Here is an 18,523-nt window from a genome sequence, read left to right as displayed (position 1 = left end):
TAAGAGGTCAGGGAGACTTCCATGCTTGAATCGCGCCCTGGCGACCTGTTCCAGCCGGGTGATCTGCTGAACAATACCTACAGGATTGAATGCCTGCTGGGTCGTGGCGGAACGTCCGACGTCTACAAGGCGCGGTCGGAAATTTCCGGTAACCTGGTTGCACTTAAGGTGTTGAAGCAGGAACTCGCAGCCAACGAGGATTTCACCGTCCTGATGGCGCGCGAGGAAAACATCCGCGAAATCCGCCACGCTGCCGTTGTGCGCTATTCGGAGAACCACCGCACGCCGGACGGACATATTTACCTGCTGATGGACTATGTCGACGGCCCCGGCCTCGACAAGCGCCTGAAGCAGGGGCCGATGCCGGCCGAAGATCTGCTAGTTGTCTGCCGCCGGGTGGTACAGGGCCTGCAGGCGGCGCACGCGCGCAACATCGTTCACCGCGACCTCAGCCCCGACAACATCATCCTGCGCGGCGGCGACCCGGCAGAGGCGGTGATCATCGATTTCGGCATCGCCAAGGACACCAATCCCGGTGCCCAAACCATTGTCGGCAATGAATTTGCCGGCAAGTACTCCTATGCCGCGCCGGAGCAGATGAGCGGCAATACCGATGCCCGTTCGGATATTTACTCGCTGGGGGCCCTGCTCTTGGCCAACTTCCGCGGTGCCGCGCCCAAATTGGGTGCAAACCCGATGGAAGTAGTTGAAAACAAGCAAAAGCCGCTGGACACCGAAGGTGTCCCCGAACCGCTGAAATCTCTGATTGACCGGATGTGCGCACCGGATCCGGCTGACCGGTTCCAGAACGCGGGCGAAGTACTGGCGTTTCTCGACAACCCTGACAGCGGTTCTGATGGCGGCAGCCTGGCCGATGTGCTGGATGCACCAAATGAAGACGCCACCATCATCGTGCCGCAGACCAGCAAACCGGCACCGCCTCCCCCGCCTTCTTCCAAACCGGCACCGGCAGATGCAAAGAAGAGCGGCGGCAAAGGCCTTTGGGCAGCTTTGGCGGTTCTCTTGCTGCTGGGCGGCGGCGGAGCCGGCGCTTATTTCGGCGGTTTCCTCGACAGTTTCATCGGGCCCAGCTACCCGGAGGTGCGCCCCTATTCGCTGATTGCCGAAAAGCAGCCCGATGGCCCAGTGCAAATCGTCGGCAATGTACCGTCCGAAACCGTGCGCAACGAATTGGCCGCACTGTCGCAGGAGGCTGACCTGACCCTGGCCACCGGCGCCATTGCCGAGACCTGGGGCGCCGATGTTCTGGACACCGTGCGGCCGCTGGAAGGCCTGCGCGAATGGCGTCTGGTGATCAGCAATAACAAGGCCCGCCTCAGCGGCAGCACCGATGACCCCAACGTCGCAGAAATGCTCAATGAAATGTTCCGCAACGGCCTGCCGGGCGCGCTGGAGGGCAAGGCTGAAATCCGGTTTGAACTGCCGGTTCTACCCGTTGCGGAAGTCAAGGCGATTATGGACACCTTCGCCGACTGCGGCCCGCTGGTCCGCGACGGCAACGGCCATATTGAAGGTTACGGCCCCACGGATCCGATCCTGATCAGCGGCCGGGTTGCCAGCACCGCCACCCGGCTGGAGTTGTTTGATGCCCTGCGCGCGCTGGCCCATGAAAGGCAGGTGGTGCTGGATGTGGAAGTCCTGAACGACTCGCTCTGCGTGGTTGAACAGCATCTGCCAAAGGCACCTCCAGGCGGTGCCGAAGTGGAATTCGCAGTGGGTGGAACGCCCGTGGAACCAAACCCCTCCGGGCGTTTCTTTGTCGGCGAAAACCCGGTGATCGACGTGGTGCTGCCAAACGATGTGACAGATGGCTATCTGACGGTTTCGATCCTGGATGTATCGGGCAATGTGTTCCACCTGCTGCCCAACATCTCGCGCGAGGACAACGCAGTCTCAAGCCTCCGGGGCGGCGAAGCCGGGGATGTCCCTGTGCGGGTGGCTTACAGCCTGGAAGAATCGGCGGCCAATGGCGGCATCGCCTTCAAGGTCGACGACAGCACATTGGGCAAAAGCAAGGTGCTCGTGCTGCATTCCGCGGAACCGCTGTTTGACGGTATGCGTCCGACTTCGGAAAGTGCTGTTGGATTTGCTGAGGCACTGAAGGCCAGTTACGAGGCGGACTCCAGCCGCATCCGCTCGCTCGACAGCCGCATTCTGGTGACGGCCAAACCCTGACCGGCTTTCGAGGTTTCCCTTCAGGGGAAACCTCCGCCTACAAAACGTCGATGACAATGGCCGTGATGTTATCCGCGCCGCCTCCCGTCAACGCGATCTGGATCAGCTGGTCGCCGACAGTCTCCAGGGGCGCACTGCCCAGAACGTCCTCCAGAATTTGGAAGGTCGCGTATTTGGTCAGCCCGTCAGAGCAGATCAGGAACCGGTCGCCTGGTTCCGTGTCGCCGCGGATTTTGTCGATCTCCAGCTCCTCCCCTACCCCGACAGCACGGGTGATCGCATTTGAATGCGGATGCTGTTCTGCCTCATCCCAGGTCATCTTGCCGGCCAGAACATATTCCGCCACCGCGGAGTGATCCTCAGTCAGCATCTCGATATGGCCATCGCGCAGCCGGTAGATCCGGCTGTCCCCGGCCCAAAGCCCGACAAAATGCTGGTTCGCCATGATCAGTGCCGCAACGGTTGACCCGATGGTGCCGCCGCCGCGGGCCTCGGCCTCGGCGCGGATCGCCTTATGCGCGTTTTGGATCGCATCGCGCAGCGCATGCATCCGCGCGGCCGGGTCCAGGCCCAGCGGGATCATCGCCACCGCATCGGCAATCAGCCGGCTGGCAAAGTCACCTGCATCATGTCCGCCCATACCATCTGCCACCAGCCAGATGTCATGTTCCGGAAGCGCCAGAACGGAGTCCTCGTTGACCTTGCGCTTCAGCCCCACATGGGTCTGCGCGGTATAGCGGTATTTGCGCAGCTGGTTCATCATGCAGCCTCAACCCCCGACCATACCGGCGCGCCCAGATCAAACAGCGCCAATGCCACCGCACCTGAGGGCAGCCCCCTGGACGCCAGCGTCCGGGGCTCCCCATCCAGCACTGCCGTCCACAGGCTGCAGCCCGCCAGTCGCGGGTCTGATTGCTTCAGCCGCTCCGGGCCTAGCGGACCAGCCATCACCACGTCCGTTGCCGCTGGCTGAACACCGTCAGGGACTGGCATTGCTGCAAGCCGTTCAGCCAAGCTGTCTTTGGTCATGGTGTCCTCCAATGCATCCAGCGCCAAATCCTCCAGCCCTTCAAACAGCGGTTCGGCGCTTAGATGGCCCAGTGCCGGCGGGCCGGATTTAGGCAGCGCCTCCATCAGGGTCAGCGGAAACCGCCGCCCAACCCGATCGACCGACGGCATCATCACGCCCCAGACGGATGCGGCACCTGCAAGACCCGCCGGCAGCGTGAACCGCCAGATCGGCGCAGTCATGTAATGCGCATCGAAGCCTGCGCCGTAGACCGCTTTGCCATCCAGCATAACCTGCTGCAGCCAGGCGTCCCAGACCCGCACAAAGCCGCCAGGCGTGTTCAGCCGGAAGAAATCCCCGGCTGAAGGCATCTTGCCGAATGCGCCGAACCCCGCCATCACATTGACTTCGGGCAGCTGAATTTCGCCATGGCAGGCAGGGCGAAGGGGTTGATAACGGACCCGGACTGCAACTCGAACAGCGCCAGTCGCCCGCCGACGCGGAAGTTCACCCGCCGCCGGTCAGAGACATTGGTGCGCCGCACCTCCGCCGCATCCAACAGCCGGAACCAGGCCCAGGGCCCGTCCCGCGACAGCACGTTCTCGCTATCCCGTTTTTGCGGCAGTAAAGTCAGCCGAGCCAGACCGACAGAGCCCGGCCAGGTCACCGCCACCGGCGTCGGTGCACCAGAGCGGTGGTTGTAGGCCACCTTGGTGCCGTCGATCTCCAGCAGCACTTCCTTGGCCTTGGGGTCCAGCGCGTTGACGGTGATCTGGAAGTTCACCGCAGGCTGCGCCCCGCCGGCAAAGAAGGCTTCCTTGATCTCAGATGCGTATTGCATCTGCTGCAGCACCGCAGGGCTGATGCCCAGATCCACGTCATTGACGCGCTTCCATGTCCAGGGCCGGCTGCGGGTGTCGACGTATTTCAGCAGATGCTCATTGAAGAAACTGTCGATCATCCCGTTCGGGGAGAACAGCTTGGCAAAATCCGCCATCGCCACATCGGCACGTGCCGAGCGGTTGAAGGGATAGCGGTTCGCCAGTGCTTTCTCGCAGAACGGCAGCACCGCCGATTGCCAGCGCGCGTTGATCGAAGCCCGGGTGCCTTCCGACGTGATGCCCGACGATCCGGCCGAAATCTGCGTTGCCCAGCGGGGCAGCGGCCCGCCCATCCGGCTGGCGGTCTGCTGGAACTGCAACAGCGCTTGACCGCTCTGGCCGCCCGTGGCGACGCCAGAGAAGGACATCTTGTTCAGCTCCTGATAGACCAGTTGCAACTGCCCCATCAGATCATCCAGCTGCGAGGGCTGCCCCTCGGGCCGGTTGACCAGGTCATACAGCCACTGGAACCGTTCCTGCACATAGGCCCCCGGCGGCTTGGCCGCCTGACCGGGTGCATTTTCGGCAGAGCCGACCAGCGCCTCCAGCAGAATCTGTCCCTGGATCGACAGGTTCGAGCGCGCCTCAATCGCGGCCACGTTCTGGGCACCCGCGGCCAAAGTGCCCGCATCCAGAACGGATTTATCCTCGTTCAGCCGGGTCTCGTTGCTGACGTCGGTCAGGATATTGACGATCGGCGAAGTCGGCCCCGACAGCACATTGGTGACTTCTACCGCATGCGACAGCGACTCCAGCGGCACAATGTCGATGTCGCCCAGGATCTGATCATAGCGGCTGATGTAATCGTTATAATAGAGATCCAGCACATCGCGGCTGAGCTTCAGCAGAACCGCCTCGTTCTGGGACGCTTCATTGTTATCGCCGAGCACCCAGGCCTCACGGTGGACCCGTTCGGCAACGCTGACCGCCTCCGGCAGGAACACGTTGTGGAAACCGTCAAAGGTAAAGATCCCTTCGATCCCGTCGTTCAGCGGCTTGCCGGAACTGCGCACCAGCACCCGCTTGACCGACGGGCCGCCAACATCGGTGATCCGCCATTTCGGCAGCGCCGTCGCCTGCTGTGAATTCAGGATGCCGTTATAGACCCGTTGGGCCAGGGGCATCTCCGACAGGATGTTCTGTGCCTGCTCGATCAGCGGGCCGTTGAGCGCGATTTCCTCCATCGGCTGCGACAGCAGCGCGGTGAGGTGATCCGTCAGATCAGCGCGCAACTGGTTGCGAGCGATACCGGGATAGGCAATGTTCTCCCAGTCAAGGCGCATCCACTCCTTGACCAGATCGGGGTTCATTGGCCCTTGAAGGCCCAGCATCAGATAGATCTTCAGCGCCTCATACAGCGTGTCGGGGTTGTTCATATTCCCCTCGATCTGCTGCTCCAGGCGCACCAGCAGCCGCGGCAGCAGACGCCGGTTCAGCGCCCCGCGGTAGGTCTGCGCCGCCTGGGTGCCGATCACTTCGCCCTGATACAACCCATAGGTCATGGCCCCGTCAGGCTCCGGATCGGACAACACCGGGTTGCCGGGCATGTCGCGCAAGTTGTTCAGCGCGGCGGCTACCGGCACCAGATCGGTATCGCCGACCGGACTGGGCGGAAGCTGCGCCGCGGCAGCCTGATAGGCCGCAACCTGGCCTTCAGCCTGAGCAATCAGATCGGTGTTCTTGAGATAAGACCGCACCCACAGCGCCCCCATCGCAATTGCCACCAGCACTGTGGCAGTAATCGCAATCCGGCGGGTCCAGCGGTAGCGGCGCTCGACCTTGTCATCCGCCGATACCAGACCGGCCTCGGGGAACATCACGCTCTCGAACAAGCGGGTCAGGAAGAAACTGCGCCCCGTGCCCTGCCCCGTGCCAATCGCTTGGCGCCCGATGCCAAAGGTCTGCGCCATACCCAGCATCAGCCGGTCGATCGGCGTGCCTTCCTGGGTGCCGGAGGTGAAATAGACCCCGCGCAGCATCTGGCGCTGCTCATAACGGTTGTCCTGGAACACCTCCATCAGGAACTCGCGCGCAACTGCGCGCATGGAGGCGACCTGCGCCGGGAAGCCCGCAATCAGCGCCCGGCGCTGATGGTCGGTCTCGGTCTGCATCTTCTCCAGCAGCTGCGCGTTGATCTGCCCCAGCAGCAGGCCGAATTCCTCGTCAAACCCGGCAATTGGCGGCTGTTCTTTCTTGCCCTTGGGCAAGGGCAGCGTGAAGCCCCAGACCTGCTCGCGGTCCTCCTTGCCTAAAGAGTCATGGAACTCCTGGAAGCCGGCAATCAGGTCGGCCTTGGTGAACAGCACATAGACCGGGAAGCGCACGCCCAGTTTCTCGCGCAGCTCCGCCAGGCGGCGGCGCACAGCGGCGGCGTGGCTTTTCTGGGTGATCTCATCCTGCAAGGACAGATCCGACAGCGAGATCGCAATGATCGCACCGTTGATCGGCTGCCGCTTGCGGTACTTCTTCAACAGCCCGAGGAAGCCAAGCCAGGCCGCATTATCCGCCTCGGCATCGCTTTCCTGCGTGGTATAGCGCCCGGCGGTGTCGATCAGCACCGCCTCATTGGTGAACCACCAATCGCAGTTACGGGTGCCGCCGACGCCGCCGATGGCGGCCTTGCCCATCTTCTCAGCCAGCGGGAACTGCAGGCCTGAGTTCACAATGGCAGTGGTCTTACCGGCACCCGGCGGGCCGATCATGATGTACCACGGCAAGTCGTTCAGGTGCCGCCGCCCGCCCTTGGACTTGCGCAGCTCCTTCATCGCGTCCTTAAACTTGCCGCGCAGCTCGCCGATTTCCTCGGACAAGACATCATCTTCCGAGGTATCAACGGCCTCCGCCATCTCCTCGGTCATCTCCTTGTCCTTGCGGCGGCGGCGCCAGAAGATGATGCCGATGATGATGAAATACAGCAGGAAGATCACCCCGATGGTGATCAGCCGCGCCATCACGCCGTCAAACGGCCGCCAGTCATCGCTGCCGATGAAAGGTGCAAAATACCACACACAGGCCGACAGAACCGCAGCCAGAATCAGCAGGATGGTGTAGATCGACCGGAACAGGGGAAAGATATAACGGCGGATCATCCTTGAACCTCCTGAACCAGCAGAATTTCAATCCTGCGGTTCTTGGCCCGCCCGGCGCGGGTGCTGTTGTCTGCTATCGGTTCCTTGTCAGCACGGCCCTCGGCCGACAGCCGGTCCGGGTCTGTCATGACCTTGGCCATGCCTGCCATCACCGACTTTGCCCGTGCCAGCGACAGCGCCATGTTGGACGGGAACCGCGAGGAACGGATCGGCACGTTGTCGGAATGCCCTGCCACGATGATCTTGCCCTTTTCGTCATTCAGCGCTTCGGCCACCCGGTTCACGGGATTACGGAACGCCTTGCTCAGCTGGTCCGAGCCGGAACCGAACATGCCGGAGCCGGTCAGCCTGATGATGAGCGTGTTGCCCTTCTGGAAGACCTGCACGATGCCTTCCTTGATCTCAGGTTCCAGGAAGCCAGAAACCTTGGCGACCTGTTCTTCGGTCGTCGGCGCCAATGGCGGCGGCGGCGGCGGCGGCGCGCGCCGTTCCAGCTCTGCCTTGGGGCCGGAATCCACGATCGTCAGCTGCCCGACCACATTTTCGGTCTGGTTCGACAGCATCCAGCTTAGCCCTAAGAACTGCAGTGCCAGGATGGCCAGGGTCGCGGCCATGGTGATCCACACCAGCCGCCAGACCGACAGCGCCTTGAACGGTTTGACGATGCCTTCCCAGTGCGGCGACAGATCGCGCTCTACCGGGCCCCTCTGGTTGCGGATGATCCGGGCCAGCGCACCGCGGATCTGCAGATGTTTTTCCGAACCGCCCTGCTCCACCCGCAGGCGCCCCTCGAACCCCAGTGACAGGCACATATAGAGAAACTCGAGCATGTCGATGTTGGCACCAGGCTCCTTCTCCAGCCGCGCCAAAAGGTCATAAAACCGGTCACCGCCGACAACCTCGCGGTGGAAGGTTGCCACCATCGACTGCAGCCCCCAGGCGGACTGCCCGCCCCAAGGAGTATTCAGCACCACGTCGTCCAGCGTCGCGCACAGCGCATAGCGCGCAACCTTCACGGTCTGCGCCGCAATGCCCGCCTGCAGGGCGCGGTTCTCAAACGCGCGCACCTCGGCCACCACGTTCTTGCGCAAGCCATCCGGGTCCATGTGCTGGGCACGGTTGCGGATACGGGAAATCAGCGCAAACAGGGTTGAGGCGCAGGCCGTCAGCTGGTTCATACCCGTCAGCGCCATCTTCGGCGCCTTAGCCCCGCCCGCGGCAGCCTGCGGTTTTGGGGCTGCCGCCTGCGGGACGCCATAGGCATCCAGATCCGGCTCCGCTGGCTGCTCAGGCACTGGCTGGGTCTGCTGCGGCACCTCCGGCTGCTGCATCGGCGTGGCCGTGCGCCGCCCGCCCGGGTTCGGCTTGATCACCGTCTTGTCGGTATCCCCCGGTTCAGCAAAGGGATCGTCATAATCAGCCATTTCAGCGCCTTCCCTTATGCATTACGGATCGCCCAAAGCTCCATCTTGAGCCCCGGATACTGTCCCGACACATGCACCGCGATACCGCCCGAGGTGGTCATCTTGCGCCAATAGGGGCTGTCCGCATCCATCTCGAAATAGACCACGCCGGAATGATAGGGGATCTGCCGCGGCGCCACCGGCAAGGGGCGCAGGGTGATCCCCGGCAGGGCCGAGTTCACCAGCTGGCGGATTTCCTCGACGGGTCCGATCTTGGCCTGGCCGGAGAAATGCTTGCGCACGTCCTCGGCCGGGATGTCGGCACTGACCGCCAGTACAAAGCCTGCGTTGCCCAACAGCTTGCGGTCGGCGATGACCCCCACCGAGATGCCGTATTTGCGCGCTTCCAGCTTGATCGGAATTGCGGTCTGCTCCAGCACAGAGCTCAGATACTGGCGCAGCACCCGGATCACCGGCGCAAAGCACTCGACCAGATTGTCGTGGGTATAGGGCGGAAATTCCGGCGCCTGTTTTTCCGTCGACATGAACACCGACAGCTCGCCCGCCATGCCTGCGCAGGTGGTGAACAGCCGTTCCGGGTGCAGGTTCTCGATGTTGCGCAGGTGGCGCACCTGCGGCAGCATCCGGTTCACCACTGCCAGCAGCATGAAATCCGACACATCCGCCACACCGCGGGCGCCGCCCGCCTCTGACAGGCGGCCCGCCAGCGCCTCCATCCGGTGCGCCAGAAGCCCCTCCAGCTCACGCAGGAAACCGCTGAGCGCCTGCGACGCCCTGATGTCCAGACAAGACGGGATGAATGCCTGATCCAGCACGATCTCCTTGTCGGGGCGCACCTCGATGATTCGCGCCACCGGGACCGCCAGCAGATCAGCCAGATCATCCACCTCCAGCGCGAACTGCAGGCGCATCTTGCCCACGTCCAGCTCCACCGGCTTGCGCTCGGTCGAGGTCACATCGGTCACTTCCACCTTGTCGGGGCGCAGGCGGCTGGCCGAACGTTCGGCGCCGCTCAGATCCACTTCGGTCGCCCCCTGCCGGCGCTGCGGCACGGTCAGGTAAACAATGCAGTCCTTGACGGTGGTCGGCACTTCCATCGCCGGCGGATGCGGGTCCGCCATCGGCACCCGGAACACGGTGCCGTCATGGGTCAGCCCCTCGCAGGACTTCACCGCGAACTGGCCGATCTTCAGCGCCTCATGGTCGATTTCCAGCCCGTTCACGCCCCAGGCATAGGGGCTCAGCCGCCGCGCCAGTCCGCTGACCAGCGCCTCATTGTAGCGGTCGGACTGCTGGAAATGGTGCGGCTGCAGAAACAGCCCCTCCGTCCAAAGTACCTTGCTGTCCCAGGACACCGGGATCTCCTCTTACTTGCGGGCACACGCGCAGGGCGCGGTGCCGGTCATTCCTTCAGCCTGTCCAGCTGGTCCTTGTAGGCCCGCGCAAATTCGCGGCTGAACAGGTCGTGAAAATCATTCTCAGCCTGGTCGGAAATCTCCGCATAAAGCTGCTCGTATACATCCCAGTACCGCGCCTTCTTGCCGCGCAAGAGGCCGGTAAAGCCGCCCTTGTCCTCGATCTGCGCTTCCAGCGCCTTGGGGTCGAGCCGCTTCAGCACGCCTTTCAGCGCTGCCTCCATGCCGGTGACCATCGCCACTTCATGCGCCTTGATATCCCGCAGCGCCTCTTCGGCGGCAGTCTCAGGCGACAGGTAGCCCTTGGTCGCCGGGCGCACCATCGCCTCGATGGCTTGTTCCGGCGTGATCGAGAATTTCAGCGGGTTGTTTCCGCCGGCAGAAATCATCGTCTGTTCAATCCGGAACTCGGACTTGATCGAGGTCCGGGTCATCAGGATTTCGCGCAAGCCCGTGACCAGTGTTTTCATCACCCGGCCCATCCGCGCCATGGTGCTGGCGTGCTCCGCCGGATCGAGGCCGACGTCTGCGCCGACCCCTTTTAGAAACGCTTCTACCGCTTCCTGTGCCTCTTGCGAAGGCGCAGCGGCAGGCGCGATTGTCTTCTCTGCTGTGTCCTGCTGCGGCGGGATTTCTTGCGGCGGCGCGGGCGGTGCTTCTTGCGGCGGGGCCGTGGGCGGGACCTCGGTTGGCGGCTGCGGCACCTCGCGCGGGGGCTGTGCAGGCTGAGGGTCCGGCTGGGGAACCGGATTTTCCGGCTCGCCGATGCCGGACAGGAAATCATCATCCCAATCGTCGGGGATCAGGCTGGACTGCGACGCGGGTGCTGAAAACCCGTCCGAGGCGGTCGGATTGTGATTGGGCAGGCTGGCCCCCTCCCCTTCGCGCCCGTCGCTGGCCTTCTGGAAGAATGGATCCTCGTCCTCACCCAAGGGCGGCAAAAGCTCGTCGATCGGGTCCACCGGGGTGAACTGCGCAGGCCCCTTCGGCCCTTCGCCCAGCAAGTCATCCAGGAAATCGCCGCCCGGACCCGCATCCTCAAGCAGCTGCAAGGGGTCAGGCGCATTGGCCGCATTCCCGTGCGAGGCTGCCCCTTGCGCCGCGGGTGCCGCGATCATGTCGCCGACATCGGCCAGGTCATCGCGGATTTCCACCACCAGCTCATAATTGCCGACGCACAGCACATCGCCGTTGTTCAGCGGCGTCGGGGTGCGGCCCAGCGGGATCTTCGAATAGTTCAGAAAGGTGCCGTTGGAACTGAGGTCGACCACCACCACATTGCCATTGTGATCCTCGATCACACAGTGATTGCGCGACAGCATCTGGTCCGGGTCCGGCAGCACCAAGTCACAGCTGGCACCGCGCCCCACCGTCAGGCTCGGCCCCCGCATCGGAACAGGGGCCGCATCGCCGGGCATCGCGCCCGAGCTCTGGAATTTCAGTGTCACTCCCATGCCTGGGCTTATCCTCCCACCAGAACGGTGACTTCACCCTTGGCAACCATGCCGCCGCAGGCGGTGCTGTCCAAGATGCGCGCGGCCGGCAGGTTGTTGATCAGCACCGTTGCCGACCCCTTGATGATCGGGTGCGGTGATGGCGCTGCGGTGCACATGTCGGTAAGCCGCGCGGCCGGCAGATTGGCCACCAGCACAGTCACCGCGCAAGGCGGCAGAATCGGTGTCGGCACCGGCAGCACCGGCGGCGGCGGGGTGGAGGGCAGCATGCAGGCATGCAGATCCGTCACCCGGGCCTGTGGCATTCCCATCTGTTCATCCTCCCTTTCAGTCCTGCGCGGCGTGCAGCGGGACCTCGATCACCTGCCCTTTGCCGCCGCGCGCAATATCCAGCGCCCGCTCTATTAGAACGGCGCCGTGTTCTTCAAACTTATCAGACAATTGACCCAAGGCCACCATATTCATGGCAAAGGCAGCCGCCTCAGAGGCCCCTGCCGGGGCAGGATATTGATTCAATTCTCCGGGTCCCAGCGTTCCGGCCGCATAGAGCACCGCCAGCGCGCAATTCACTGTGTCATCATCCACATAGGCATGATCCAGGGTGATCCGCGCCTTGTCGCGGTTCTCTTCCGTGGGATCGAACACCCAGGCCTCCGACGCGGTCAGCGAGGCAGGGTCCTTGTCGGAGCGCGGCCCGATGTAATCGCGCGCTGCCAGGCAGGCCCACCACACCCGCTCCCGCGGGGGCAGCAGCACCGCCAGCGTGCGCAAGAGATCGACCAATGCGCCCTTGCGCTCCAGCTCTTCCAGCACAACCCCCGCCAGCGCCGTAGGCGGCGCCTCCAGCGGGGTCTTCAGGATGACATTTGCCCGCGACAGCAGCTTGGCCACCGGGTCAGCAGGCATTTTCACCAGCTTTTCAAATCTTGCCGACATCTGCACCCGCCTAGTTGATCATCGTGAGGCCGCCCTTCAGGGTCAGCATGGCCTCGCCTTTGACGGTGGTCATCGGCGCTTTTGCCTCAACCATACCGGTGCCTTCGATCTTGATCATCGGCCCTTTGATACTGACCCCGGAGTTGTCGATCTTCACCTCCGACGCACCCACGGTCAGCTTGATCTCCTGGCCCGCGCTCATCGCGATCTTGCCCGCGGTCACATCCACTGTCAGATTGCCCAGCGACACGGTTTCCGAATGGTTCCCCTTGGCGATGGTCTCGGTCAGATTGCCGGTATCCACATCCAGGGTCATGTTGCCGGTCTGGATGGTCTCGGACTTGTCGCCGGTCTCAACGACTTCAGTCCGGTCGCCCTGGTGCACGGTTTCAGTCATATGCTGCTGGACCGTGAACACATAGCTCTTCTCATCCGCAGAGGTCACTTCGGGGTCGGGCGCATCCAGCCCCACCGTCACCGTTGAGCGGTCCTTGACCAGCATCTGGTGATCCTTCTCGGCCTGCACCCGCATCAGTTCGCTGTCTTTCTTGTCGTCGAACATCAGCTCGTTATAGCCGCCCCCGCCCTTTGACGAATTGGTCTTAATCCCCAGCTGGGTCTGATCAGCGGGGTAGGTATAGGGCGGCATCGTTTCGGCATTGTAAAGCATGCCGGTGCAGATCGGCCGGTCAGGGTTGCCGTCCTCGAACTGGATCACAACCTCCTGTCCCATCCGCGGAACGGCCACCATGCCCCAATTCTTGCCGGACCAAGGCGTCATCACCCGAACAAAGCACGAGGATGTTTCGTTTTTCTTGCCCTCGCGGTCCCAATGGAACTGAATCTTGATGCGGCCATGCTCGTCGGTCCAGATTTCCTCGCCGCTCTGGCCCACCACGGTGGCCGTCTGCAGACCCTGCACCTCAGGCCAGGGTGTCACCAGCGGCGCCCGGAACTGATCGGCTTTCAGGATCGCACCAAAGGTGGAGGCATAGACATCATGCTCCATCTCCTCCGGCACTTCCATGTTCCTCGGCTTCAGGTCGCGGCGCATCGCGCCTTTGGTCGCAACTTCCTTCTTCTTCTGGCTTTCCCGCTCGCCATAGTCCCAAGCCACCTTGATGTGATGCTCCGCATCAATCACCAGGTACTCCTTGTTGTTTTCGCTCACCGGGTGCTCTTTCATGGTAAAGGTGCAGCCCGTGACCAAAGTCGGCACGCTGGAGGCTCCGCGCCAGCGGATGTGCTTGATGGCCTCGGCCTCCATTTGCACCCGCGCCAGCTTGTTGCCCAGGCCGGAATTCTTCCGGTAATGCCCCTGGTAGTCGTAGACCTCGTAACTCTTGTAGGAATGCTGGCCCTTCTGGATCGACGATGTGGCCTTGAGATCCGCTGACGGCGTCAGGAAGTCAAAATCGTTCAGCGTAACCTTGCCGCGGGTCACGCGCTCATCCTTGGTCCACTCGGAAATATGCTCTTCGCGCCGCCTGTCGCTGTCATCGCGGGCGTGAAATTCAACGGTTGATCCGCCGCTGATCGGAGAATGGCCGCTGACCCCGTCGCACAGAATAAGCTTCTCGCGCGAAGTCTCCCCGACCGGGCTCTCAAAGTAGTAGTAGATCCCCTCTTCCTCCATCAGGCGGCACAGGAAATCAAAGTCGCTCTCGCGGTACTGCAGGCAATATTCCCGCTTCTCATAGCTATCGCTCAGCTTGTCAGTAAAATCGCTGAAGCCGTATTCGCCGAACAGCTGCTTGATGATCTCGACCGTGCTCTTGTCCTGGTACACCCGCAAATCGCAGGTCCGCGTCAGCATCCAGAACCAGGGGCGCACCTCGGCCACGAACATCTCGTACCCATTGCGGAACCCCAGATGCTCAACCGAAACGCAGATGCCGTTGAACTGATGCTCCGTCTGCTGGCGCATCACATGCACGTTCATCTGCTTGCCGACCAGGTCTTCCAGCTTGGGCTGGGCCTTGGTCGCAGCAAACTCGATCGTTGTCTCGGTGAGCTTGCTAAGCCCTTCGCGCACAATCGCCCGGCTCATCATCAGGCCGTCGGTGGAATATGTCCCCGACATCCAGGCGAGGTCATTTTCATGGCCCTTGCTTACAACCATGTCTCCTCCTTTCCGTGACGGGAACGGAGCCGGTAATCGCCGGCAGTGTTCTCAAACATTCGCATCACAAATCATCCAAAAGCGCGGCGAGGTCCGCATCCATTTCGTCATCATCATCCCCACCGTCGTCATCATCGTCATCCCCAAACGACGACAACAAGTCATCCAGATCCCCGAGGCCATCGTCATCCCCGTCATCGCCTCCGAAATCAAGATCATCCAGGCCGAGATCGTCCTCATCGTCTCCGCCCAAATCCAAATCAAGATCCAGGTCTTCGTCTTCATCACCGCCGCTATCCGCAGGCGGTTTGGGCTTCGGCAGCCCGCGCGGATCCGGCGGCGAGGGCTCCGGCGCCGGCAATCCGGTCCAGGGCCCCAGAATCTCGCCGCCCTTCAGAGAGTTGAACGAGGTCAGCCGCACTTCGTCCCGTCCCTTGACCGCGCTCACCGCCATGAACCCGCGTTCCTGCGCCAATGCGATCTTGTCCAGATCGATATTGCGCTCGGTGCAGGGCAGCGCCACCTGGTCGCCGAACTTGTCGTTCACATAATGATAGGGCATCCCTCCAAGAGACATAATTTTACCCAGCTGCAGCGACGGCCCGTGTTCCGTGAACGACCGCCCCAGCAGGATCGCCACCAGCACCACCGGATTGGCCCAGAGCATACCCTTCAGGCCTTCCGTTTCGGTAAACTCCTCGAAATCAAACTCATAGCAGGGATCGGTTTTTTCGCCATAGGGCCGGCGCAGCAGGAACCGCGGGCTGGCCAACCCCAGATGGCCTGCCTCCGCCATCCCCTGTAGCGTGTTCCAGGCATCGGCCACCAGCTTGGGACGCTCCGCCTTGGGCGTTTTCAGGAACTCCGGCGAAATGGAGGCAAAGAAAGGCGCGTCCACATGCGCCGCCACCCGCGCGATCCGGCCCAGCAATTCGGCATGCGGAGGGGTTTCCTCGAATTGGTACATCCCGATCAGCGCCGAATAGCCGCCGCGCCCGTTCTCCTCGTCCAGCGGCTCCTCGGTCAGCAGCCGCACGAAACCGGTTTTTGACAGGTCGTCCTCGGCGGCCAGATCCGCCGCCAGCTCCTCTGCCGAGATGTCATAGAGCATCACATCCAGCGTATCGTCCGCTTCAATCGACCGCGCCATTAGATCCAGCGAGCGCCACTGCGCTTCCACCGACTGGAACTCCGGGTGATGCAGCACCAGCCGCATCGCATCTGACAGCGCCTCATCCACCGCCTTCTGCATCGCCGCCACATCGGGATCTGGCAGTGCCCGGATATGCGGCCCCACAACGCGCGCCAGCAAATCCTCCACCGGCGAGGCCTCGCGCAGCGTGTTGCCAGTGTCGCCGATCAGTTGCTGGAAGGCGCTCAGTCGCTTGTCAGCCGGCACCGAATTCCCGGCCGAGGTCCGTTTCGGCGCCCGTGCTTTGGTGCCGAATTTCTCTGCCCAGGCTTTCAGCGTCCCCGCCGCATGATCCGCCGTTGCGCCGCTTTGCAATTGCTTGCGCAGGCCAACCAGCTCGGAAAACAGCTCCACGTTTTCAAAGAGCTCATCCGGGTGCAGCCCGTCCAGGTCCTCCAGCTTGACCGCAATGCCCGCACCGTCCTTGCCGATCGGCAGCACCAGTTCGGTGGCGAAGCTCTCGATCACGTCCTCAACCGTATCCGGATCCAGCAGCACCGCTTTGCGCGCTGCCAGCGCATCGCCAGTTTCGATAATCCCCTTGGCCGCGCGGCCTGAGAAGTCGCCCAGGATCGCCATCCGGAACCGCTTGCGCTCAAGCTTCTGCGCAGCCGGCCGCTCCGCGCTCATGGTGCCATAGGCAAACTCCGGCTCGTCCGAGACCTCTGCCGCCGCAGCCGGTTCATCGCCGCCCTCGTCCAGATCCCCCAGAAGCGCATCCAGATCATCGCCGCCGGCCTCGGCGGTGTCCTCGTCGTCACCGCCTAAATCGCCAAGCAGATCATCCAGGTCCATATCCCCGCTGTCACCGCCCATCAGGCTGTCAAGATCCGCATCTGCGTCCCCCAGACCGCCCAGCAGCGCATCGAGGTCGTCTTCGGCACTGTCCGCGTCCTCTGCCTCTTCGGCTTCCGCTTCCTCGCCAAGCCCTGCCAGCAGACCATCCAGATCGCCGTCGTCTTCCTCATCGCTGCCAAGATCGCCCAGCAGGTCATCCAGGCTGGCGTCCCCGCCGGCCTCGTCCTCATCCAGACCGCCAAGCAGCGCGTCCAGGCCATCCTCACCGGCGTCCGCGCTGCTATCCGTTTCCTCCGGGGCACTCTCTTCCGGCTCGTCCAAACCGCCCAGCAAGGCGTCCAGATCATCCTCAGCCCCAGCAGAGTCCTCATCGCCAGCCAAAAGCGCATCAAGATCAGAATTGTCTGTGTCTTCCTCTTCCGCCGCATCCAAACTGCCTAGAAGATCATCCAACCCGTCTTCGCCGTCAGCGGCCTCAGTTGCGGTCTCTTCCTCCGCACCGCTCATAAGCGCATCAAGTTCGTCCGCGGCATCATCCTCGCCGCCCAGGTCTCCCAACAGGCTGTCCAGATCGCTGTCTTTGGCGGAGTCTTCCGCCTCATCGTCATCCTCCAGCAAAGCCCCCAAATCGGCCCCGCTGCTTTCTGCATCCTCCTCAATGCCGGCGTCCGCGAGGCCTGCCAGCACATCATCAGCGCCATCCTCCGCAGCCTCTTCCGGTTCATCACTACCAAGATCCGCAAGCAGATCGTCCAGACCGCTGTCTTCGGTTTCAGCTGCCTCAGGAGCCTCCAGCGTATCCAGCGCCGCGCTCAGATCCTCTTCGCCGGCGTCGTCCTCCGGTTCCTCAAGACCGCCCAGGATGTCATCCAGATCAGTGCCGGCATCCGTGTCTTCCTCAGGCGCGCCCTCTGTCAGGCCGGCCAGGATATCCCCGGCATCCTCCGCCTCTCCGGCTTCTTCGGGCGCATCAAGGCTGTCCAGAACGGCGCTCAGGTCGTCACCTTCCGCGTCATCCTCTTCAGGCGCAGCGTCGAGCAGACCGTCCAGAATATCATCGGAGCCGTCATCTTCCGCATCTTCGATCTCAACTGCGGCGAGGCTTTCCAGCGCATCTTCGGTATCGCTGGCGGTTTCGTCCTCCCCGGGCGCCTCCTCCAGCAGCCCGTCAAGCACGTCGTCCAATCCGGCGTCTTCTTCATCATCGGACACAACCGCGTCCGCCAGGCTCTCCAGGGCCGCAGCGGCCTCTTCGCCGCTGTCTTCCTCTGCCAGATCCGTATTTGCAAGCCCGGTCAGAACATCGGAAACATCGTCATCTTCGTCTTCGGCAACATCCACCGCAGCCAGGCTTTCCAAAGCCGCACCAGAGTCATCCTCCTCCTCAGCCGCGTCCGGTTCCAGATCTGCCAGCCCCTCCAGAATGTCCGAATGGTCCTCATCTTCAGTCTCTGCCACCTCTGCGGCTGCAAGGCTCTCCAGCGCGGCGCCTGCAGCATCATCGGCCTCATCCTCCACCTCGATCGCGGCCAGCTCATCCAGAACCGAGGCATGGTCCTCTTCCTCGTCAGCGTCCGGCACATCCGCAGCCGCAAGGCTCTCCAAAGCTGCGCCCGCAGTGTCTTCTTCCGCGTCATCGCCGGTCTCCAAAGCGGCAAGGCTTTCGAGCGCATCCTCCGCTGCGGTGTCTTCATCCTCTTCCACCGCGGCATCTGCCAAGGCATCCAGCACGCCGGAATGGTCTTCTTCGCCATCCTCCGCAATCTCGACAGAGGCGAGGCTCTCCAGCGCATCATCAGCCGCCGTATCGGCTTCTTCCGGCACATCCAGATCCGCCAGCGCATCCAGCACACCAGCGTGATCCTCTTCTTCCGCGTCAGTCACTTCAACGGACGCCAGGCTTTCCAGCGCCGCTCCCGCGGTATCTTCTTCGGCCGCCTCCTCCACATCCTGCGCCGCCAGCCCGGCCAGCACATCGCCAGAGGTGTCCTCGTCCTCTTCGGGGAG

The 18,523-nt window shown here is 62.7% G+C and carries 11 protein-coding genes; 1 reads left to right on the top strand and 10 read right to left on the bottom strand.

Features of this window, described 5'->3' with window-relative positions; all coding sequences use genetic code 11:
* Positions 1 to 21 precede the first annotated feature (21 nt).
* Positions 22 to 2,196, top strand: coding sequence for a serine/threonine protein kinase (locus GC1_RS16685; RefSeq protein ID WP_039137197.1), 2,175 nt, complete (start codon positions 22 to 24; stop codon positions 2,194 to 2,196).
* A 37-nt stretch (positions 2,197 to 2,233) separates the two neighbouring features.
* Here GC1_RS16685 and GC1_RS16680 read toward each other — a convergent pair whose 3' ends face one another.
* The 10 genes from GC1_RS16680 to GC1_RS22995 form a co-directional block, all read right to left on the bottom strand.
* Complete coding sequence (locus GC1_RS16680; protein ID WP_052257666.1) at positions 2,234 to 2,956, bottom strand: PP2C family protein-serine/threonine phosphatase; 723 nt, start codon at positions 2,954 to 2,956, stop codon at positions 2,234 to 2,236.
* Entirely contained in the window at positions 2,956 to 3,603 is a 648-nt protein-coding gene (tagF, locus tag GC1_RS16675; RefSeq protein ID WP_039137203.1) for a type VI secretion system-associated protein TagF, read from the bottom strand. Before tagF ends, GC1_RS16680 begins: the two co-directional genes overlap by 1 nt.
* Positions 3,603 to 7,175: a type VI secretion system membrane subunit TssM gene (gene tssM / locus GC1_RS16670; protein WP_039137206.1), complete on the bottom strand. Its 3,573-nt coding sequence runs from the start codon at positions 7,173 to 7,175 to the stop codon at positions 3,603 to 3,605. Before tssM ends, tagF begins: the two co-directional genes overlap by 1 nt.
* The gene (tssL, locus tag GC1_RS16665) at positions 7,172 to 8,599 is read right to left on the bottom strand and encodes a type VI secretion system protein TssL, long form (RefSeq protein ID WP_039137208.1); all 1,428 of its coding nucleotides are present in this window, start codon (positions 8,597 to 8,599) and stop codon (positions 7,172 to 7,174) included. The genes tssM and tssL overlap by 4 nt, the downstream gene beginning before the upstream one ends.
* Positions 8,600 to 8,613: 14 nt before the next feature.
* Complete coding sequence (gene tssK, locus GC1_RS16660) at positions 8,614 to 9,954, bottom strand: type VI secretion system baseplate subunit TssK (protein ID WP_039137211.1); 1,341 nt, start codon at positions 9,952 to 9,954, stop codon at positions 8,614 to 8,616.
* 47 nt (positions 9,955 to 10,001) lie between these two features.
* A complete protein-coding gene (gene tagH / locus GC1_RS16655; RefSeq protein ID WP_039137214.1) occupies positions 10,002 to 11,468 on the bottom strand; it encodes a type VI secretion system-associated FHA domain protein TagH in 1,467 nt (488 codons plus the stop codon).
* A gap of 8 nt (positions 11,469 to 11,476) precedes the next feature.
* Entirely contained in the window at positions 11,477 to 11,779 is a 303-nt protein-coding gene (locus tag GC1_RS16650; protein WP_039137217.1) for a PAAR domain-containing protein, read from the bottom strand.
* A 16-nt stretch (positions 11,780 to 11,795) separates the two neighbouring features.
* On the bottom strand, positions 11,796 to 12,404 hold the full coding sequence (locus GC1_RS16645) for a DUF6931 family protein (protein WP_039137220.1): 609 nt from the start codon (positions 12,402 to 12,404) through the stop codon (positions 11,796 to 11,798).
* A 10-nt stretch (positions 12,405 to 12,414) separates the two neighbouring features.
* Positions 12,415 to 14,526, bottom strand: coding sequence for a type VI secretion system Vgr family protein (locus GC1_RS16640; protein WP_039137223.1), 2,112 nt, complete (start codon positions 14,524 to 14,526; stop codon positions 12,415 to 12,417).
* Positions 14,527 to 14,590: 64 nt separating this feature from the next.
* Complete coding sequence (locus GC1_RS22995) at positions 14,591 to 18,097, bottom strand: type VI secretion system contractile sheath domain-containing protein (protein WP_337589024.1); 3,507 nt, start codon at positions 18,095 to 18,097, stop codon at positions 14,591 to 14,593.
* Positions 18,098 to 18,523 lie beyond the last annotated feature (426 nt).

It is taken from the genome of Leisingera sp. ANG1 (assembly GCF_000203975.2).
Taxonomy (GTDB): domain Bacteria; phylum Pseudomonadota; class Alphaproteobacteria; order Rhodobacterales; family Rhodobacteraceae; genus Leisingera.
This window is presented reverse-complemented; position numbering and strand designations above follow the sequence as displayed.